General features: G+C 39.9%; 19 protein-coding genes and 3 pseudogenes. 11 read left to right on the plus strand and 11 right to left on the minus strand.

The genetic code is table 11. The annotated features are described in order from the left end of the window. Positions 1 to 34 precede the first annotated feature (34 nt). Positions 35 to 769, plus strand: coding sequence for an urease accessory protein UreH domain-containing protein (locus CQS04_RS05250; RefSeq protein WP_100353135.1), 735 nt, complete (start codon positions 35 to 37; stop codon positions 767 to 769). Between the two features lie 203 nt (positions 770 to 972). Here CQS04_RS05250 and CQS04_RS05255 read toward each other — a convergent pair whose 3' ends face one another. Both CQS04_RS05255 and CQS04_RS05260 read right to left on the minus strand, forming a co-directional pair. Continuing rightward, on the minus strand, positions 973 to 1,779 hold the full coding sequence (locus CQS04_RS05255) for a hypothetical protein (RefSeq protein ID WP_174688389.1): 807 nt from the start codon (positions 1,777 to 1,779) through the stop codon (positions 973 to 975). Further along, positions 1,776 to 2,597, minus strand: coding sequence for a type IV secretory system conjugative DNA transfer family protein (locus tag CQS04_RS05260; RefSeq protein WP_245858756.1), 822 nt, complete (start codon positions 2,595 to 2,597; stop codon positions 1,776 to 1,778). Before CQS04_RS05260 ends, CQS04_RS05255 begins: the two co-directional genes overlap by 4 nt. A 167-nt stretch (positions 2,598 to 2,764) precedes the next feature. Here CQS04_RS05260 and CQS04_RS05265 point away from each other — a divergent pair, with 167 nt between their 5' ends. Continuing rightward, the gene (locus CQS04_RS05265; protein WP_100353136.1) at positions 2,765 to 3,658 is read left to right on the plus strand and encodes a 3-hydroxyacyl-CoA dehydrogenase; all 894 of its coding nucleotides are present in this window, start codon (positions 2,765 to 2,767) and stop codon (positions 3,656 to 3,658) included. A gap of 552 nt (positions 3,659 to 4,210) precedes the next feature. Here the strand turns inward: CQS04_RS05265 and CQS04_RS05270 are convergent. Beyond that, positions 4,211 to 4,711: pseudogene (locus tag CQS04_RS05270) on the minus strand (recombinase family protein); the annotation flags it as partial. A gap of 194 nt (positions 4,712 to 4,905) precedes the next feature. Here CQS04_RS05270 and CQS04_RS05275 point away from each other — a divergent pair. Further along, entirely contained in the window at positions 4,906 to 5,526 is a 621-nt protein-coding gene (locus CQS04_RS05275; protein WP_068869109.1) for a hypothetical protein, read from the plus strand. 549 nt (positions 5,527 to 6,075) lie between these two features. Here the strand turns inward: CQS04_RS05275 and CQS04_RS05280 are convergent. Then, on the minus strand, positions 6,076 to 6,669 hold the full coding sequence (locus CQS04_RS05280) for a YdhK family protein (protein ID WP_100353137.1): 594 nt from the start codon (positions 6,667 to 6,669) through the stop codon (positions 6,076 to 6,078). 224 nt (positions 6,670 to 6,893) lie between these two features. Between CQS04_RS05280 and CQS04_RS05285 the strand changes: the two genes are divergently transcribed. Then, on the plus strand, positions 6,894 to 7,802 hold the full coding sequence (locus CQS04_RS05285) for a F510_1955 family glycosylhydrolase (RefSeq protein WP_100353138.1): 909 nt from the start codon (positions 6,894 to 6,896) through the stop codon (positions 7,800 to 7,802). Between the two features lie 122 nt (positions 7,803 to 7,924). Here CQS04_RS05285 and CQS04_RS05290 read toward each other — a convergent pair whose 3' ends face one another. Further along, a complete protein-coding gene (locus tag CQS04_RS05290; RefSeq protein WP_100353139.1) occupies positions 7,925 to 8,257 on the minus strand; it encodes a four-helix bundle copper-binding protein in 333 nt (110 codons plus the stop codon). A 345-nt stretch (positions 8,258 to 8,602) separates the two neighbouring features. Here CQS04_RS05290 and copZ point away from each other — a divergent pair, with 345 nt between their 5' ends. The 3 genes and pseudogenes from copZ to CQS04_RS05305 all read left to right on the plus strand — a co-directional run. Further along, on the plus strand, positions 8,603 to 8,806 hold the full coding sequence (gene copZ, locus CQS04_RS05295) for a copper chaperone CopZ (RefSeq protein WP_100353140.1): 204 nt from the start codon (positions 8,603 to 8,605) through the stop codon (positions 8,804 to 8,806). 133 nt (positions 8,807 to 8,939) lie between these two features. Next, positions 8,940 to 11,060 carry a heavy metal translocating P-type ATPase gene (locus tag CQS04_RS05300; RefSeq protein ID WP_100353141.1) on the plus strand — a complete coding sequence of 707 codons (2,121 nt, stop codon included), beginning with the start codon at positions 8,940 to 8,942 and terminating at the stop codon, positions 11,058 to 11,060. Between the two features lie 61 nt (positions 11,061 to 11,121). Next, positions 11,122 to 11,466: pseudogene (locus CQS04_RS05305) on the plus strand (5' nucleotidase, NT5C type); the annotation flags it as partial. Positions 11,467 to 11,557: 91 nt separating this feature from the next. On the opposite strand, the gene CQS04_RS05310 reads toward CQS04_RS05305, so the two are convergent. Beyond that, positions 11,558 to 12,079, minus strand: coding sequence for a hypothetical protein (locus CQS04_RS05310; protein WP_100353143.1), 522 nt, complete (start codon positions 12,077 to 12,079; stop codon positions 11,558 to 11,560). 207 nt (positions 12,080 to 12,286) lie between these two features. Here CQS04_RS05310 and CQS04_RS05315 point away from each other — a divergent pair, with 207 nt between their 5' ends. Next, complete coding sequence (locus CQS04_RS05315) at positions 12,287 to 12,736, plus strand: hypothetical protein (RefSeq protein ID WP_100353144.1); 450 nt, start codon at positions 12,287 to 12,289, stop codon at positions 12,734 to 12,736. Between the two features lie 284 nt (positions 12,737 to 13,020). On the opposite strand, the gene CQS04_RS05325 is transcribed toward CQS04_RS05315, so the two are convergent. Beyond that, complete coding sequence (locus tag CQS04_RS05325) at positions 13,021 to 13,455, minus strand: hypothetical protein (protein ID WP_100353146.1); 435 nt, start codon at positions 13,453 to 13,455, stop codon at positions 13,021 to 13,023. A gap of 427 nt (positions 13,456 to 13,882) precedes the next feature. On the opposite strand from CQS04_RS05325, the gene CQS04_RS05335 reads away from it, so the two are divergent. After that, a complete protein-coding gene (locus CQS04_RS05335) occupies positions 13,883 to 14,071 on the plus strand; it encodes a hypothetical protein (protein WP_100353148.1) in 189 nt (62 codons plus the stop codon). Positions 14,072 to 14,142: 71 nt separating this feature from the next. On the opposite strand, the gene CQS04_RS05340 is transcribed toward CQS04_RS05335, so the two are convergent. After that, positions 14,143 to 14,430 carry a YciI family protein gene (locus CQS04_RS05340; RefSeq protein ID WP_245858757.1) on the minus strand — a complete coding sequence of 96 codons (288 nt, stop codon included), beginning with the start codon at positions 14,428 to 14,430 and terminating at the stop codon, positions 14,143 to 14,145. A 632-nt stretch (positions 14,431 to 15,062) separates the two neighbouring features. On the opposite strand from CQS04_RS05340, the gene CQS04_RS05345 reads away from it, so the two are divergent. Next, the gene (locus tag CQS04_RS05345) at positions 15,063 to 15,308 is read left to right on the plus strand and encodes a hypothetical protein (protein WP_100353150.1); all 246 of its coding nucleotides are present in this window, start codon (positions 15,063 to 15,065) and stop codon (positions 15,306 to 15,308) included. Positions 15,309 to 15,982: 674 nt separating this feature from the next. Here the strand turns inward: CQS04_RS05345 and CQS04_RS05350 are convergent. The 3 genes from CQS04_RS05350 to CQS04_RS05360 all read right to left on the minus strand — a co-directional run bounded on the left by CQS04_RS05350 (position 15,983) and on the right by CQS04_RS05360 (position 19,722). Next, entirely contained in the window at positions 15,983 to 16,336 is a 354-nt protein-coding gene (locus CQS04_RS05350) for a VOC family protein (protein ID WP_100353151.1), read from the minus strand. A gap of 87 nt (positions 16,337 to 16,423) precedes the next feature. Continuing rightward, positions 16,424 to 19,309 (minus strand): DEAD/DEAH box helicase, encoded by a 2,886-nt coding sequence (locus CQS04_RS05355; protein WP_100353152.1) that lies wholly within the window; start codon positions 19,307 to 19,309, stop codon positions 16,424 to 16,426. After that, the gene (locus CQS04_RS05360) at positions 19,306 to 19,722 is read right to left on the minus strand and encodes a (deoxy)nucleoside triphosphate pyrophosphohydrolase (RefSeq protein WP_100353153.1); all 417 of its coding nucleotides are present in this window, start codon (positions 19,720 to 19,722) and stop codon (positions 19,306 to 19,308) included. The genes CQS04_RS05355 and CQS04_RS05360 overlap by 4 nt, the downstream gene beginning before the upstream one ends. A 138-nt stretch (positions 19,723 to 19,860) precedes the next feature. On the opposite strand from CQS04_RS05360, the pseudogene CQS04_RS05365 reads away from it, so the two are divergent. Then, positions 19,861 to 20,022: pseudogene (locus CQS04_RS05365) on the plus strand (LexA family protein); the annotation flags it as partial. Positions 20,023 to 20,037: the final 15 nt, after the last annotated feature.

A 20,037-nucleotide genomic window follows, 5' to 3' on the forward strand; every position in this document is an offset into this window, starting at 1 on the left:
TAAACTATCTAAACTTTAAAAAGGGTGGAATAAAGTGAATAATTTTTTTGGTCAGATCAGCAACACTTTCAGTGAACCTTTTTTGGAGTTATTTTATCAGGCACAGAATTTTCCAATCATTGCAGGCTTCTTTCTTGGGGTGGTTGGTGCTTTGGCACCTTGTCAGTTTACGGGAAACTTAGGCGCTATAGCTATTTATGGGAATCGGTCAATTCAGAATAAGATCGCATGGGCTGAAGTCTTTTTATTTATACTCGGTAAAATCTTTGTCTTCTCGTTCCTTGGTCTAGTTGTATGGTATTTTGGCAATGAGATCGAGCAATCCCTTCTCAATTATTTTCCCTGGATCAGAAAGATAGTCGGGCCGTTAATGATCATTATCGGATTGTTCTTACTGGGAATCTTTAAATCGCGAATGGGCGTGGAATTTATAAAACTTCCTGACAAGTGGTTCAAAAAAGGAAAGTTAGGTGCTTTCTTGATGGGCGTCAGTTTCTCTCTTGGATTTTGTCCAACCATGTTTGTCTTATTTTTTGTCACGCTCTTGCCCTATTCATTTACAGTTGGTTACGGCTACATTTTACCCACTGTCTTCTCAATCGGAACATCACTGCCACTATTGATTGCCATCTTTTTATTGTGGCTAGTCGATGTTGATAATAGAAAATTAAAAATGAACGGCCGAAATTTCGGTGGCTATCTCCAAAAGGCTACAGGATTATTTATCATTTTTTTAGGCATCGTCGATTTCACCGTTTATTGGTTGTGATGTTGAAAATATAGGATGACTGTGAACAGAGATATTGTAAAATATTAAACTGTGTTGAGTTTTCACTAAACATTAAATATCTTAAAGTAAAAATGTGATGGAGATGGTCTTCAAGGCAGTCATTACTAAAACATAAATAAATTCTAAAACCCGCGTCAGAAGGATTGTGGAATCTTTCTGACGCGGGTTTATTTTTACGATAATTATCTTTCTAATTCTCTTTCCTTAGTTTCTCGATCTAATTGTAGAAATGCACTTTTAAGTTCTTTCGTTGAACTTAGATGTGGATTTAAATTATCTAGATGTTTCTCAAAATCGTTCTTGGATTGAATATGAGGATTCTTTATCAGTTGCCATCCTATCGCAATCCCATGTTTTGATTCAGCTTGTAGATTGGGTTGCTTTAGTACCTTCGCAAGCCGAGCATTCAGATGGCTAGAGTTCAGATATTCAAGTCTTGGCACATCTTTGTGGTTTGTCTGACTCAAGAATTTATCGGTATTAAGAGACTGTGCAATACCTGATTTATCGATGAAGCGCTCAGCCTCGGATTTCTTAAAGAACGTCCGTTGAGAGCTTTCTCCACCTTCGATTGTCACAGCGTATTTTCCTTCATCAATCTTTGTTACTTCCACGATATCCTCGATCTTTTTGTATTCAGTGGCGAGCTGTCCCTTATTCTCTAACACATTCAGTACGTGATAGCGTTCTGTTAGCTCATCAATCGGTAAGATCCGGTTCGTATTGGTACGTAAGAAATGATGCTGGTCACGTTCACTCTGTTCAACTTTTGCGTAGATGACGAGACCGTTCTTGCTGTCGAACAGTTGAAGTGTCGGTTTATCCTCAAAAGATATGCCTAGTTTCGATTCGATTGATTCTTTGACCTGTTCTGGATCGATGGATTGATAGAACTCTTTGATCTTCTCGCTTTGCATGTCATTGATATACTCGATCGTCTCTTTCGAGACGTCCTGCACCTCTTTGATTGCCTGTTTCGCAAGGTTCAAGTCTTGAGCCCATGTAGCGATATAACCGGTAGATGAAAGGTCGGTATCCAGTCCGTAATATCGAGAGACGATATACGCAGCGCATTCGGCCTGTGCCTCTTTATGTCCTCTCGGAAGTTGAAGTCACTTGTACGTGTCATCTCACTGATTTTCTTCAATGTGAAGATGCTGACCTGTGAAGCAAAGGATGAAGTGACACTCGTTCGGGTGTTGCCTCCAAGAGTCGTGAGCCCTTTTAACAGCTGATAGGCCGGATGATGTGGACCTAAGTCTTCATCTACCCAATTCCGGAACGATTCCTCGTCAGGAGCAACATATTCATTGAAAGCATTTAAGACGTCCTGCATGCTGGCGTTCGGGATCTCGGTCTTGCAATAGACGATGAGTCCCGCAAGCATCTTTTGTGCACGCTCCATGAAGAAGTCTTCTTTTCCGTCTTTCGTTGAGTTTTTAGCAATCGTGACGGAGACGCTTTGTGCATCTTGGTCATCGAACACGTAATCGAGCAAGTTGTAGTTGTCCTGATTGAAGTTGATGAAGTCGATCTGGTAGACCTTGTAGCCTTGCTTGCGTTTGATGGCTGCGGTCTGTTCGAACAGTTCCCCTTTCGGGTCTGTCACGATCAATGTCTCTTCTCGGTTGTTGATGAGGTTCGGGATGACGTAAGACTGTCCTTTACCACTCCCACTTGAACCGACGATGTAGACGTTCCGGTTATCGATCTCTGTCGTACGTGGGATGATCATCAATTGCTTTTTATCAGGAACTTTCCCGACGATCAGACCGTTCTCGAGTTGCTGCAGGAAAATCCGCAACACCCTGAAGCGCTAAAAAAGCTTGAGGCTCGATCGAATTATTGGCAAGGCACAAAAGAATGGTTGAACTCACTTCAATAAGGGAAGCAGATAAGTAGACGAACTATTCAGATGACGGTAAAATTATACTTGTATAATGTATAGTCATCTTACCCCAAAGGAGTGTTTCGATGTATAAAGAAGTAACAGTAGCAGGTAGTGGTGTTCTCGGTAGTCAAATCGCTTTTCAAACCGCGTTACATGGTTTTCAAGTGACCGTGTACGACATTTCAGACGAGGCGATTGCTAAAGGAAAAGAGCGAGTAGAAGGGTGGCAGCCTCGCTACGCAGAAGATTTAGGCACGTCTCAAGAAAGTATGACAGAGGCACTTGGGCGAATCACCTATTCTTCAAATCTTGCCGAAGCGGTCTCGAACGCTGATTTAGTTATTGAGGCAGTTCCAGAAGTCGTAGCAATCAAAACAGAGTTTTATCAAAAATTAGGAGAGGTCGCCCCTGAGAAAACGGTCTTCGTGACCAACTCATCGACTCTTTTACCCAGTCAATTTGCAGAGGCAACAGGCCGACCTGAAAAGTTTTTAGCGCTCCATTTTGCAAATGAAATCTGGAAGAACAATACGGGTGAAGTCATGAAGCACCCAGGCACAGACGAAACTTACTTTAATGAAGTGTTAGAATTCGCAACGAATATTGGGATGGTCGCGCTGCCGATCCATAAAGAACAACCGGGGTATATTTTAAACTCTTTGCTTGTTCCTTTCTTAGAGGCAGCACAACAACTGGTCGTCAATGGTGTTTCGGATCCAGAGACCGTCGATAAGACGTGGATGATTGGGACGGGAGCGCCGAAAGGGCCGTTTGCTATATTAGATATTGTGGGACTGACCACAGCGTATAACATTTCTTCTGGAAAGGCGAAAGCCTTTAATAGCGAAGCCCATAGAAAAGCATCAGAGTATTTGAAAACTGAGTACATCGACAAAGGGAAACTAGGAATTGCCACAGGCGAAGGGTTTTACACGTACCCTCATCCAAATTACGAAAAAGAAGATTTCTTAAAATAATATCTACAGAACCTGTGCCTCAATGCACAGGTTCTTTTTTTGAAAAGGCTCTGTTAAAATTAGTTTAGTCTAACTAATTAACTCAAGAGTGTTTCGCATAAATGAAAATTTTTATAAATAAAAAGTCAGACATTCTCAAATTACTATGTAATATGAGTAGAATAATTGACATGAGTTATATAAAGTTTAAACGTATAGATAATTATTTTTATTATAATGGTAAAAATTTCATGAATTTTTAAGTTGTTTATAAACACTTTTTACAGGCTTTCTATATGGCTTAGTTTTATCATTTGTTTTTGGTATTAGTCCTACCTCCAATACGATATACATAAATGTTTTTTCGGGTTTGATTTTTAGCTTAGGATTTTTAATTTATTCATCAATACGAAAATAAAAGTATGGTTAATTATCTCAATCGCAAGCGAGCTGATAAAATTAAAATAACTTTAAATGATGCAATGTCTGAACTTAGTTGATATCTAGCCATTATTATTAAAATAATTTTTAAATTATTCAAAAAGAATTTGGTGAGTGTAATATAAAATGTGCTCACCTTTCGTACTTAAGTGCTTTTACAAGTTTGTAAAATGTAGTTTTCTTTATTTTTAAACTTTGCATGACACTCACCGCAGTGATTTCTCCAGCTTGCCATCTATTATATACTTCTATAAACTCATCAGAGATTTCTATCTGGGGCCGCCCAAATTTCACTCCATTTTTCAAGGCTGTATCTATACCTTCTCGTTGACTCTTTCGAATTCGATTTCGGTCTTCTTCAGCCATCCAGGAAAGAATCTGCAGTACAAGGTCTGCAATAAATGTTCCCAAACTATCTTTATACTGTGTCGTATCGAGTAACGGCATATCCATAACTACAATATCAGCTTCAAGATTCTTGGTCAGGTCATTCCATTCTTTAAGAATCTCTTCTTTATTTCGTCCAAACCGATCTAATGAATGAATGTATAGGACGTCACCTTTTCGAATGATTCGTTTCAATAGTTGATACTGTGGCCGGTCGAAGTTCTTAACACTTTGTTTATCCATATAATGGAGAAAAGCGGCCAATCAAAGCGTCTCTTTTCTCCAGTTTTTTCGTCAAGGTATATTTACGAGCAGATTTATTCTGACATAAAAAAAGATAAGAGATATTAGAAAATTTTGATATAATATTAAAAGGAAGAAATATCCCTGTTAATTTATGTAAGTTAGGCTTAGGGAACAATACGGAGGAGGACATTCAGATGATGGAAGAAAAGCGCATGCCGCCTGAAGCAGCCATATTTGGAACAGCAAACGGCGTATTTTTCATGGCGATATTCGGCACATTATGGGCATACACTGGCATTATGGGTTTGCAATGGCCGGGAGGAACGCAAACAGCATTGCTTATCATTGCACTATTAATCGGAATCGCTTTGTGCACAACGGGCTTTCTGCTGCTGCGATCGGGAAGGAAGTTTTCTGGCACCAGCGCTGGTTCAAAGTCCGGAAAAAAACAGCGCAATGCATTTAATCTTATTTTCGCTGCTGAAGGGATTGCCATCGCAATTGCCATCTTTGTTTGTAACGCGACACAAATTACGCAACTCATTCCAATTATCGTGGCGTTGATTGTTGGTGTGCACTTTTTCCCATTGGCTTCACTTTTCGGCGTTCGTGTTTATCATCTGACGGGGGGACTGATTTGTGCAATCGCTCTCGTCGCCTGGATTTTTATTCCGGAGAGAATTTCGATTGGTGGATATGAAGCAAATGCATACATGACGGTAGTTGGCCTGGGGTCTGCACTGGTCCTATGGCTCACGTCTTTGCAGATTGTCCGTATCGGCAGGGGAATTGTTCAGAATGCAGAAGCACGTTAATTCGAACAAAATTGGAGTTAAGAGATGGAGCCCGAAAAGCTTCTTCTCTATATTGATAAGCTCTTTTCTATGTATGAATTGTACTAAATCCAGTTACATATAATTGCTTATCTGAAGGAAAGAAGTGATGGAATAAGCTTCTTTCCTTTCGTTCGTAAAAGTCTACTTTTACGAACGTTTATCTTTACTAATAGGTTTCTACTTAATTCATATCTCAAAGATATTCTACGCTCAGAATAAACATGCTTTTACTACTTGGAATAAAATCAAGAAAATGCGCTTAACGTTGTAAATTTGTATTTTCCTAACGTTATTCTTTTTTTAACAAGATGATTCCTTGATTTTTACAATATTTAGAAGATGCGACTTAGTTCGGACAAGGTCATAACAAACCATTAAGTTTAATTAAGGTCATGGTTGAATCTTCATTCCCTCCAAACCAGTCATTAATATACCTGTTAATTGGTACAATAAAAGAGCTTATTCATGTAAAATATCCACTTGAGATAGATACTTTAATAAGAATAAGCTCTTTAAAGTTATTTATATTTATTCAGCAGTAATTTCACTTTCTGTCACCCACATGTGGTTTGTCACTTCTTCTCCTGTAGAGGCTGTGTAATCAATCATATAAACCGTCGTTTCCTCAGCCGAGTCGATGACCACATTGGCTCCATCCATTCCACCCATGTGATCTGCATTCACCGTAACTTCTGTTCCGGGCTGCAGCGGCTCTTCGCCGGGATTTTCAAGCTCTTCGTGAACGACCCATTTGTGATCTTCAACTGGTTCACCGCCATCTGTCGGTGTGTACGAAATGGAATAGACCGTCGTATCAAAAGCTCCGGACACTGTCGCTTCAACTCCCTGCATCCCCGCCATGTGGTCTGCTTCCACTGTGACCTGGCTTCCGACTTCATAAGTCGGATTTTCTGCCGCTTGTAATCCGTCAGGGACTTCGCCTGATCCGGAATGATCCATATCCATGTCCATATCTTCTTCAGATCCAATGTCCATCGGCATTTCTTCGCCCGTATTCTCTTCCATTTCCATATTTTCGTGGCTTTCTGTTGCTGAACCATCTTCTGCATTGTCTGAACATGCACTCAACGTAAGGGCAAGCGCCACCGATGCAGCCCCCATAAGTAAGTTTCATTTTGTCATATTAAATCGCCTCTTTCTGTTCGTCTTTCACTCAGTCTATCTTAATAATTTACATTTGCTGTGCAGAAAAAATGGCATCTTCTTGAAGGAGAATGGTTTGCGTGGTGTAGAATAGACCTTTCTGCACAAAAAGTCCAAACTTTTCCGTTAAACTGAAGAAGCACAATGATTTCTAGAAAAAAGCAATTTGGAGGAAAAATCAAATGACGAAAAAGAGAACGGCCATAGGTATACTGTTGGCTTTGCTTTTGCTGGCAGGATGCAGCAACGATACAGCGGATTCATTTGAAGTTCCGTTTGAAGGAGAACTGAGACACGTCCACGGTATGGGCTATGCAGGAGGTGGGAACGATTTGTATTTTGCATCACACAGCGGTCCAAAAATTTATCGCGATGGCGAATGGTTTGAAACAGCGGATAATTTTTTCGATTATATGGGCTTTAACGCTGTAGATGAAGGTTTTTATTCTTCGGGACACCCGAGCGCAGATTCGGATTTGCCCAATCCGCTTGGGATTCAGCGGAGTACAGATGGCGGAGAAACCTTGGAAGAGATTGCATTTCAAGGAGAAACGGACTTTCATGCGATGGCTGTAGGGTACACCAGCCATGATATTTTCCTGCTCAATCCAGCAAAAAACTCATTGCTCGAAGCAGGGTTCTACAAAAGTAACGATATAGGAGAATCGTGGGAGCCGGTCAAAGCTTCAGGATTAGAAGGAGAAGTGATGGCGCTCGCCCTTCATCCGACAGATTCGAACTTCGTTGCTGCAGCTACTTCTACAGGTGTGTATTTCTCACGTGATGGCGGCGAAAATTTTGAGGCGATTACATCGGAAAATGAAACAGGCACAGCGGTGCATTTTACTGAAGACCACCTGTACTTCGGAAGCTTCAGGACAACAGCGACTTTGATGAAGTATACGATTGAAAATGAAGAGCTGGAGACGCTGAATATACCGGATCTTTCGGAAGATGCCATCGCTCTTATTGCACAAAACCCGATGGATGGAATGGAACTGGCGATCTACACATTTGAAGGCAATGCCTACTTGTCGGAAGACGGATTACAGACCTGGAAAACGCTGCTGGAAGAGGGAAAAACCAAGTAGAAACCAGCTAGCCGTTTGAAAGACGAACCGAATCCAACAGCTTTCGGCAGTCAAATGGAATAATACTAGATAAAGATAAAAGGCTCATCGGAAAATATCTCCAATGAGCCTTTTCGGGTAAATTACGCAACGTTACGGCAAGCTTCTGCACATCTGCGGCAAGCTTCCGCACAGCGTTTGCAATGGTCGTGATGGTCGGCGTGCTTCTCGCATTCATCTGCGCATGCTTCACAAATGGTTGCGCAAACGGCTGCCAGTTCGGAAACGAACGGCGAATTGCGGGTAATTGCATGTTCCAGAAATGCGCAAATGTCTGCACATTCACGGTCTAATCGAATACATTGGGCCACCATCTTCACATCTTCTTCCTGCAGACAAGCATCAAAACAATGGTTACATTCCGCCGCACAATCGTGCAATGCCTGAATCAATTCCTGATGTTGTTCATGAGCCATGCTAAAACCTCCATTTTTTATATTTTTGCTTCCGTTTCTAATATTCCCTCTACTTTCCAGACTAAACGGAAATATCGAAACTCCATAGAAACTGCACAAATTTATTGGCGAAACAGCAAACTCCTTCCGAAAAAAACAAAAAGTATATCTGGTGATAGCCCATTGTCGGCCGTTTATAGAAAAGTAATCGAATATCAAATCAATAGGGTGGTTTTTTCTTTTTGGTCACAGTAAATTCCTTGGGCGTCCAGAAAACAAAGACAAAGTAAAAATGAAACTGAAAACTTGATATACCCTAATGAGGTATGCTAAGTTTATGGAAATACTACTCTAGGAGGAATAAGAATGATTGAAACATTAAAAGTACAAGGCATGTCCTGCAGCCACTGTGTAAACTCGGTTGAAACGGGCGTCGGTGAACTCGAAGGGGTTTCATCTGTGGCAGTTGATCTTAAAAAAGGTGAAGTGACAGTGGATTATGACGCTGGCAAGACATCATTAAACGAAATTCAGGAAGCGATTGAAGAACAAGGATATGCCGTCGTATAAGAGTGCTTTCACAGCACTCTTTACTTTTAAAAGAAATATACGCCGCGGTAGTATATTGGGGGCTTTGTGGCTGTTAAGAATGTCATAAGGGTAATTGGAATAAAGAAGCACTATTTTGAAGGAGGCGTACTGAATGGCTAAAAGTGAAAAAGACCATCACCACCATCACGACGAACAAGCAGATCACAGTAAAATGGACCATTCCAAACATGTTGGGCATGTCTATCATGAAGCTCAAGTAAAAGAGGGCATTCAAGTCCACAGTAATCTCTCCCAGAACCATGAACATCATGATCATTCCGATCATAGCGGGCATGATCACGGCCATCATCACCACGGTAATTTTAAAGAGATTTTCTTGAAGTCGCTGCCGGTTGGCATCATCATTCTGTTATTGTCGCCGATGATGGACATTCGGCTTCCCTTTCAATTCACTTTTCCATACTCGGATATTGTGGTCGCAGGATTAGCAACCATCTTATTGGTTTATGGGGGGAAACCTTTCTTTCAGGGGGCGATAGAAGAATTCAGGCAAAAAGCGCCGGGTATGATGGCCCTTATTTCTTTAGGGGTGTCCGTTTCCTATCTGTATAGCATTTATGCGGTGCTGGCACGCTATGTGACTGGCGAACACATCATGGACTTTTTCTTTGAATTTGCTTCCTTGCTGTTGATCATGCTCCTTGGACATTGGATCGAAATGAAGGCTGTCGGAGAGGCAGGAGACGCGCAAAAATCGCTCGCTGAATTGGTGCCGAAAGATGCACATGTGGTATTGGAAGACGATTCCATTGAGACGCGTCCCGTAAATGAGCTGAAAGTCGGAGACCTTGTACGGGTTCAGGCCGGAGAAAATGTCCCTGCCGATGGCATCATCAAAAGAGGCACCTCCCGGATCAATGAAGCTTTGCTGACGGGGGAATCTAAACCCATTGAAAAAGGAGCCGGAGACAAAGTAATCGGCGGTTCCACGAACGGTGCAGGCATCTTATATCTTGAAGTACAGGAAACCGGCGACCAATCGTTCATTTCTCAAGTTCAAACCCTGATAAGCCAAGCGCAGGATCAACCTTCAAGAGCTGAAAATCTTGCTCAAAAAGTAGCCGGCTGGCTGTTTTATATCGCCATTGCGGTGGCTTTCATCGCTTTTGTCGTTTGGCTGTACATTGCTGACATTCAAACCGCTATTCTTTTTACGGTTACGACATTAGTCATTGCATGTCCACACGCTCTCGGCCTTGCCATTCCGCTGGTTATTGCACGAAGCACCAGTTTAGGTGCAAGCCGCGGGCTGTTGGTGAAAGACCGCGAAGCATTGGAGTTAGCAACTAAGGCTGATGTAATGATACTGGATAAAACGGGTACGTTGACTACTGGCGAATTTAAAGTTTTGAACATGGAAACACTGGATGGTCAACATACCGAAGCCGAAATCGCGGCATTAATGGCAGGGATTGAAGGCGGATCCAGCCACCCAATCGCCCAGTCAATAGTCCAATACGCTGAGAAACAAGGGATTCAGCCTGTCCACTTTGATTCGATTGATGTTGTGTCGGGTGCGGGTATAGAAGGAAACGCCAATGGCCGCAAATACGAATTGATCAGCCAAAAGGCACTTGGAAGAGATGTAGCGGTGGATGTTCCCAAAGGGGCAACATTAAGTATACTGGTTGAGGACGGGAATCCGATCGGTACGGTCGCATTAGGCGATGAATTGAAAGAAACGAGCAGAACGCTGATACAGGCATTGAAGCATTACAATATAAAACCGATTATGGCTACAGGCGACAATGAAACGGCTGCCCAAGGAGTAGCAGAGAAACTGGGCATTGAATACAGAGCCAATCAATCGCCGCAAGATAAATATGATTTAGTGGAATCACTGAAAAATAATGGACAAACGGTCATTATGGTCGGCGACGGCGTAAACGATGCACCATCCCTTGCAATAGCAGACGTGGGTATTGCAGTCGGTGCGGGAACGCAAGTCGCCATTGATTCCGCTGATGTGATTTTGACTCAGTCGGATCCAGGAGATATTGAATCCTTTATCGAATTGGCCAACAAAACAACCGGTAAAATGAAACAGAACCTCGTGTGGGGAGCCGGATACAACTTTATCGCCATTCCCATAGCTGCGGGGGGTCTAGCTTTCATTGGAATTACGTTGGTTCCTGCAGTAGGAGCAGTTCTGATGTCCGTATCCACCGTTATCGTGGCTATTAATGCGATGACATTAAAGCTAAAGAATTAGACCTGTCAAACCCCGTGTTTAAAAGTCGTACACGAGAAGTGCTGCCTCCCAAAATGCTTTAGAAACATTACTTGAACTCGATCAGCAAGGTCATGAAATCTATTACATTACAGCAAGACCGAAAGAGCACGGAGAGCGAACAAAAGAATGGATGAAAGCACAGGGCTTCCCAGTGCAAGATGACCGTTTCTTCTATGGCATGCAAGACGGTGAAAAAATAGAGATCATCAGACGCTTAGGTCTGGATTATTACTTTGATGATAAGCCGGATGTGGTCAATACATTGCTGAAAGAAGAAAACCTTCAAGTCATTCTCAAAGATCAGTCCTATAACCGCCATTTGACGTTTACCCGTCTGGTGGATTGGACAGATATTCAGCAGATTTTAGAAGCTAAGCAAGCATAAATGGTAGCCGTTCTCTGGTGGTTCGGAATGTGGCTATACGAAAAAATAGGCTAGCAGTCAACGTCGACTGCCAGCCTTTTTAATTTAGTGTTTAGGGAGTGACGATTGAATCGATTAGTTTTACATGTTCTTCCCCTACACCAAAGATATGTCCTAATTCCTCTTGCCCTAGATAATAGGTGACTTCACTGCCTTCAGGTATATAGGAATAGCTGTAAGTGACAGCGTCTGCTTGAGCAGCGTCTACGTTGGAAGCAGCTAAACGTTTCTCGTCTTCTACAGTCCCACCATAAAGAGTTGCCTCATAGCGAACTTCAGAACCCGACTGGTACTTCAGGTAAGCGATCGGTTGTGCATCAAACAGCTCGTCCATGGAAGAATCCGCCACTTCATAAGGAAATTGATAAACAGAGACCAGTTCTGAAAAGTTGGCATCTTGGTTTGTGAAGCTTTGAATTTCTTTACCTGTTGCGGCATCGATCACATGAATCGAATCAATGGAAGGAACGGCATTTAAAATAGCAGCCATTGCGCGCTCGTCTCGCTCAGAGACCCAAGATAGGGCAGCGAGTCCAACCGCGAATACAGGAATTGCAAGAAACCATTTTTTCATTCGACATCTCCTCAATTAATACAGATTGGCAGAACATTCAGATTTCTAGTATCTTACAAATTAGTATAAGCTGTACCACTTGAGTGTACAATGTTTCACCCAGCTAGATGAAAAATATATTTTAATAATAGAGTAATAAATGAATTTTTCGTTTCAAATAAATGGTAAAATAAATTAAAGGAAATAATTTTGAAAAGAGGCGTTTCTATGGAGACGAGTGTAAAACGCACGAACTATTTCTGGCCAGTCACAAAATTCATAGCTGCTATTTTGTCAGCTATCGCAATCGCCGCAATTGTGGTCATACAAGAATCTATTTATGGTGTTGTAGAACCAGAAGTCGAATTTTACAGTTGGAGTTCCCAGTTCATTATCGTACTGATTTCTCAACTCACTTTACTTCTACTAGCAGTGCTTCCACTATCAATAGTGGCTGACTATTTGGTTCAAGTAAAATGGCAGCCAAGCGGAGTTCGAAAGATCCTGGTCGTTGCATGCGCGTATATAGTAGTCGGTATCATTGCAGGAATTCTCTACTCGATTTTCACTATGAGTGTTGCTTATGGTTCTTCAATTTTATTCATTATAGGAACCACTTTCGTTTTCTTAGCTATTCAGTTAGTTTTCGACTGGATTTTATCTCGTTTAACGATGTGAAGGCCTGATTTACTGAACAATTTACAGTAGGGGGATATGGTGTGGAGTCGTTCTTTTATTTCAATATGTTTAGAAACATCATCAGTACTTTTTTCCAAAACGGCATTTGGGTCGTGGGGTTCTTCTTCTTGTTGCTGAGAACATATGACAATCCCATTCTAAAAAGGGTATCTACATATATCGTGGGAATTGCCTTGAGCCTTCTCTTGATCTATTCCGTCTTGATCAGTATTTAGTCATTCAAATCAAAAGGCTAGTAGTCGACTTCATCGCCGACCGCTAGCCTATTCTTCATCTACTTTTAGAATTACACCATTTTCAAGGTTCACAAAGAAACGTCCCATTTCGCCATCTTTCGTCTTTGTATCATAGAAAAGGGCATTTTGGGTAACGAAGATATTCCATGCACTCGCATCTGTTAATACCACTTCTCTGCCTACCACCTCTGCACCATACTCCTGTTTAATCCGCTCCTGAGCCAGCTCTTCTGTCATAGAAGGTAGACACAAGAATAAGGTTCCAGCAAAAAGTGCTAAAAATGAAAAGTAGCGAAGTTTTTGGCCGTTCACGAAAAACGTCGTGTAAAAGTGGTACTGGAAAATACTAAATACGGTGAGAAGAGTAGTACTCATGAGTCCTTTATAAACTGCAAATTCTATGTATACAACAGTTGTAAATAAAATTATTGAAATCCCAATACCCACGCTCTTCTCCGACATACAATTCCTCATTCCCAAAGTCCCGACTAGCTATAAATAAATTTCGAGTAAAATGCGCATATGCCACCATCTCAACTTCTAATCACTTCTCCATTTCATTTTCTTTATTCCGAAAGGAAAGGAAGTAAGCCCAAGTGTGTAAAAACGCATATAGAGTGATAAATCCTGCAGATATCTTCAAGGACCAGAGTTCTCGCGTTATGATCTGGGATGCCATAAATAGAGTGAGTGCTATAGCTAGCCATCCTTTGAATTTTTCTTTCTTAGACATGGAAGAAACACTCCCTAAATAGAATCCACTATTTACTCTTTATTCGCTAACAACTATGGAAAATCCTTCATTATTTATTTGGAGATTTCTAGTTTCGTGAAGCGAAATAGAGTACTATGAAAGTAGGTAGAGTTTCAAGAGAGGTTGGAGAGAGACATGATGGCAGCACAATTTTTCGGTACACTAGTGCTTTGGCTAATAGGATTACTTATTTTGCATTTTGTGATCTATAGTGCTGTGAAAAGCGGTATTAACAATTCGGTGATAGGGAAATCCTACGGAAATAACTACGAAACAAAGTCGGAGAAAAAATCTTTTTTAGATACAGATCTGGATAATGACTAAACGAAACAAAGAGTACCTTCCTGAAAATGGAGGGTACTCTTTTTTAAATTCTAACGCAGGTATATGGTGGGTCAAATAATCTCTAATTCTTTTTGAATCTTATGCTTATAATCAACATAGCTTTGATCAAAACCTGGATTTTCATTTTCGAACTTGCTCATAATATAATCCCATTGGTGTATGGTGTAACTGAAAATCTCATTTTTAACAGTAGGATCATTTTCGGCAAACTTAATAACAGCTTCTTCCGTCTCTGAATCAATAATTATCGCTCCTCCAGCTGAATTCCCAAATGGACCAGCTAAAATGATAGTTCCTTTATTATATTCAGTTTGGACATACATAGCGCGTTCGGGCACAGGTGAAGGGGCTAGACTGATTGACGCTTACTTTTAAAATAGCAATAAAAGAATTTCCCGGTTCACTTTCAGTTATTCCCACAATTTCCCTATATGATACCTGTGCACCACACTTTTCATATTATGAACGACAATTGCGTCTAAAGACCTTGAGGTATCAAAGTCGCCTGGATAATTGTGAAATTGTAGTGTATTGTGTGGTGCGCAGGTACCGTTTTTTTAAAACTTTCGAAATGATTTATATACTTATTTAAAAACGACCTTTAGAATCGAGAGGTCGTTTTTATCGTTTATACATTTTATAAAAGTAACTACTGCAATTATAAACAGAAAAAACAATGATTTGAATCTTGAAACACTTGATATCTTAGGTTATCAAGCCGAAGTTGCTCCAAAAATTGATTCTTTCCTGTTGAAACACCAAAAAAATAATTTTGAGTGAAGAGTTCATGAAAAGCTAATAATATAAATTGATAATATGAAAAATTTATTGAATTTTCCGTATTATCTTTATTGTTCTATTTAATAGTTTACAATTGATATTGAGATTTAAGATGAAAAATTTTTATATGCATACAAGAAGGTTTGCTAATAGTGTAAATAATTAAATATTAAAGGAGGGAGATTTAATTATGGAGGAAAACTGGAGAGGTGAGAAGAAGTTTAATGAAAATAAATTAATGTTGAGACAAGCAGGTCTTGGAATATTAGTTATGATCATTTTTTTTCAATATTTTAAATTAGCTGCTTATTTATCTGATAGATACTTTTTTGACAGTTATTTTGTGAGCTATTTTATTTTACTTTTAGGTATTCCTTTCTCGTACTTCGTGGCTAAATTTATAATTTGGTTAATTAAAAGTACTATTAGAGAGTGAGGGACTCCATAAAAATAACCAGGTTGCTAAATTTTTCATTCTAGATACTTTTTTGTCTTTGATACTCATTAAAAAAGACTAAAACCCATCCTTGAGCTGCACACTCAATAAGGCTGGGTTTCTTACTTGTGGGAGTCAACATCTTTCGAGTATTGACTTTATTGCTAGAGCACCTAGTTGTTAGCGCAACTAGGTGCTTTTTTATGTTGTTTTTTAATTTTATTGACTATCACTTCTTATAATCACATTATATACGATAGTTAAAAAATAGAATTATTTGTTACACTTATCGGTTTCCAGCATCTTTGCTGAAGACGGTCAACATAAGGGTAATAAGATAGTTGAATAAAAAGTGTTCAAAGTAAATGAGCAAAAACTGTTCACTTTATTTTAGCGGTTACAGCATAAAAGGTTGATAATGTAAGACCACACTATCTTTCCAGTTAGTTGATGGAATCAGTAAGATTAGATACATCATTTATGTTTCTCCTTGAAGTTAATAGTTAGTCAACAGTTTGTTTGTTCCAATTGAGCGGTAAGAAAGTTGGTGAAGAATATTGTTAAAGTCTGTCCCCACTTAATTTCATGCGATGTAATTGTGATATTCATTACCACACAGTTTTACCCTACTTTTTCGAAGAAGCACCTATCATTGAGCTCTTCTCGACAAACTCCTATGCCTTATCGTCCTCCAAAATCTCATGCACATTCCCAAACGGATCTACAAACGCCGCATAGCGCTGCGGAGTGGGGCGAGAGTGAAGGAATGTAACGCCACGCTCTTTTAAGTTGCGATAGCTTTCTTCTACATCCTCAACTGTAAATACCAGCACAGTTCGCGCTTCCTCCGAATAAGCCAGAGGCTCTACAGAGCGAAGCGTCTCAAACAACACTAAATGTTGTCCGCCTATATCATAGATCAAGCGCTTCCCATCTTCATCAACCAACTGCAACTCCAAGACATCTGAATAGAACTGGCGAGCTTGTTCTTTGTCTGATACGAATACCATGATGTGTCCGAATTTCATATGAAGAGCCTCCCGTCTTCTAAGCTATAGAAGTTTATAAAGATAATATTCATTTACAGGTTGCCCATCAATCTTCAACGAATGAATTTATGCTTGAGTCAAGTAATGATACAAGTTGAACTCTACAGGCTGCTCAAGCTTCATTGTCATGGTAACAACTGGAGTTGGTTGTCCTACTTTGTCAGTCATAAACTCTTGCTTAATAGAGTCCATTAAAATATCTACTTTGCCTAGATAATAGAAGTCTTTTCCTTCGTCATTATCTTTCTTAATAAAGAAATGGAATTCATCGCCTCGCTGATATCCAGTAAGTAACTTTTGAATTTCATTTGAGCTGATCTTGCGGTTACTTCTTGTGAACCATTTGAAATGAGCATCATCAATAAATTCGTCTCCATAGGCGATGTTTGCATCAATCTCATCTGATTTATGATACGTAACGAAGATGGGACACGTATTGTGTTTTAGCTTATACCCATACATTGTAGATGATTCATCTTGATCCCAATTTAATAAGCGTGCCACATCTTTTCGGGTATACTTTTCATACAATGTGAGTTCGCGCTCACTATCGTAAATCTCTGATTTACGTAAACCTGTCCGAATCACGTCATTGTAACGTTTTTTAAATAAGTCGTTTTCAAGTGCACGACGAAGGCTAAGAGACATTTCTACAGTAGAGGAATTCACTTGAATCAAAGGTGTATGAGCATACTTTTTACGAATGGCGGCCGTAAAGAAATTCAATTGTAATACCTCAATTGCAGAGAGGATAGTCTTTTTATCAAAAGCAAGGCCTAATGAATCAACAAGAGATTGAAACTCTTCAATTGTTATTGAGTCTGATGAGTTTAGAATTTGAAGCAGGAGAAGCTCATGTCGACGTTTTCCATTTAAAAGTTCTTGTGAGATGAAACTTAGCATTCCATCTTCTTGTTCTGTGTACAGTACAGGTTGTTCTGTGAGTTTACTTAAGAACTGATCATAATGCTTGAAATTTTCTAATAGAGTAGCGGGATCTACAGAATTGTGTTCAACAAAATCGTAGAGCTCTGGTTGACGACCTAAACGGTTTTCTAATGTCAGATAAAATTCTTTTAAGTTCTTAAAGTGATCAATTCGTGCAGTATTAATCGAGCGGTAGATCTGCTCCTTAGCGACCTGCTCAAAAAGCACAGTTGAGGCACCTTTAATATAGCTCGTGTCGGATACTGACCGTCGAATGGTGTCTTTATTCAAAGAAGAGTCACCAGATAAAGCCATAGGGATCAGATAGTTATTTTTATAATTTCCGATAAAATCAATGATGGTAACAAACTCTTTAGTCGGATGTTTACGCAGCCCTCGTCCTAGTTGTTGAATAAAGATGATACTGGATTGCGTTTGGCGTAACATGACGACTTGATTGACAGCTGGAATATCGATTCCCTCATTAAAGATATCAACCGTGATAATATACTCAAGTTCTCCATTTTCTAATTCGTCTACTGTCTGTAAACGAACCTCCATAGCATCTTCACCGGTTAAGGCTTTAGTTTTGAAGCCTCTTTTATTCAATTCTTTAGAAAGCTCATGAGCTTCTTCTTTCCTACTACAAAACATTAATCCTCGAACTCGGTCGCCAGCATAGCCATAGTAAGTGATCTTCTCAATAATATGGTCAATGCGAAGGTCGGAGACAAGTTCATTAAAGCTCACTTCTTCATCTAAGAGCCTGCCATTTAGTGTAATATCGGTTACCCCAAAATAGTGAAATGTACTGAGAAGATCCTCTTCAAGAGCTTCTTGTAGTCGAATTTCATAGGCAACATTGTAATCAAATAGCTTAAAAATGTTCCAGTTGTCCGTACGCTCAGGAGTGGCTGTCATACCAAGAAGAAACTCAGGTGTTAGATAGTTAATAACGCGCTTATAACTATCTGCACCAGCACGGTGTACTTCATCAACGATGACATAATCAAAATGATCTTTCGGGATTTTTCTTAAAGTTTCCATTTTCGAAAGCGTTTGAATCGTTGCAAAAACGTATTTGGCACCTGTATTTTTCTCAGTACCTGTTAGAAAACCAAACTGCTCATCGTGTGCACCAAGTACACGCATGAAATCAGCTTTTGCCTGTTTTAGTATTTGTTCTCTATGTACGATAAATAGCATTCGTCTAGGAGCAGCAGCTCGCACATCAAATGCGGATAAATACGTTTTTCCGGTACCTGTAGCAGAAACTACAAGCGCTCTTTGGTACTGATTTCGCATAACTGCGAGATTTTCAAGAGCACGGGTTTGCATTTTATTTGGTTTAATCTCAATAGCTCTTACCATTGAATCAGTTGCAAAATCTTCCCTAGGTTCTAAAACAGAAATGAGTTTCTGCTGTTCCTTCGTTTCTTTGTAGCGAATTTCGTAATCTGCAATCCAATCTTGTGAAAGTGGAGCAGCCGCATTCCAGACATCTTCAAATTGATGAAGGAAATGGCGGATCAGTTCGCCATTTTCATTTGAAGTAAGGCGGATATTCCATTCATAATTTACTTTTAGTGCATTTGCGGTAAGGTTAGAGCTACCTACGATCATCGAGTAATTGTGAGCATGTTCAAACATATACCCCTTAGCGTGAAATCCCTTAAGTGAAGTCAATCTGACTTCTAAATTGGGGATTTTCAATAATTCCTTAAAGACTTTAGGATTGTTAAATTCTAAAAAAGTAGAAGTCAGTATTTTGCCTGAAACTCCTTTTAAATGCAGATCATGAAGGATAGCTTTTAAAGTAGCTAATCCCGATTCAGTGATAAAGGCTACAGAGAAAAAGAACGATTGACAGACTTGTAGATCTTCTAAAAGAGTAGTCAGAACGTTTTCTCCACCAGCAATTCGATTCGTTAGAAGCTGAGGTTTTAGAGAGTCGTGGGCTGCAGTTTGATAATTGATGAAGCCTTTTTCTAATGAAAGTTTCAGTTGTTCATCTGTATACTTCATAAGCGAGCACCATTAGCTAATAGCTCATGTTGCACTCTTTCAACTGCTGGAATATCTGCAGGAGCCCATTCTAAAATATGAAGTGATTCAGCAGACATCCATTTGAAATCGGCATGCTCTGTTAGTTTTGGAATACCGTTAGTAATCTTGGCATAATACGTTGTTAATTGGATGGTGAAGGTATTGTATTCATAATATGTACTTTCTACTTTCTCTCCGACTTCAATTTCGATTTGAAGTTCTTCCATTAACTCTCTTTGTAAAGTCTCTTCAGGCTGTTCTCCTTCTTCAATTTTGCCACCAGGAAATTCCCATAGATTCGGTAAGGACATTGTAGAAGATCGTAATGCACAAAAAACGTGATTTTCTTCGTTCAGTAACACTGCTCCAACTACATTCACATGTTTTTTCATGATTCCACCTCATTAGCTACTTTTTATTAAGTCTAGCAGCCAAATCGAGAAGGGGCCATAGTTTTTGTAAAATCGTGACAATTTCATTGTTTGCTTGGTTGATAGTACTGCACATGATTAAATTTACCAGCCAATGACTTCGTGATTGCTGTGATTGATGACGAGGCGACGATGAAGAAATATGTGCCAATGGGCAACAATGTCTTGCTGATGCCTGAGAACAACGACTACGAACCAATCATGATGCGAAGCGAGGATGTGCGCATTAATGGGAAAGTGATTGGTGTCATGAAGAAATAGGAGCGAATGGTTTCC

Origin of the sequence: Chryseomicrobium excrementi, from assembly GCF_002798305.1 — a bacterium.
GTDB classification, from domain to species: Bacteria; Bacillota; Bacilli; order Bacillales_A; family Planococcaceae; genus Chryseomicrobium; species Chryseomicrobium excrementi.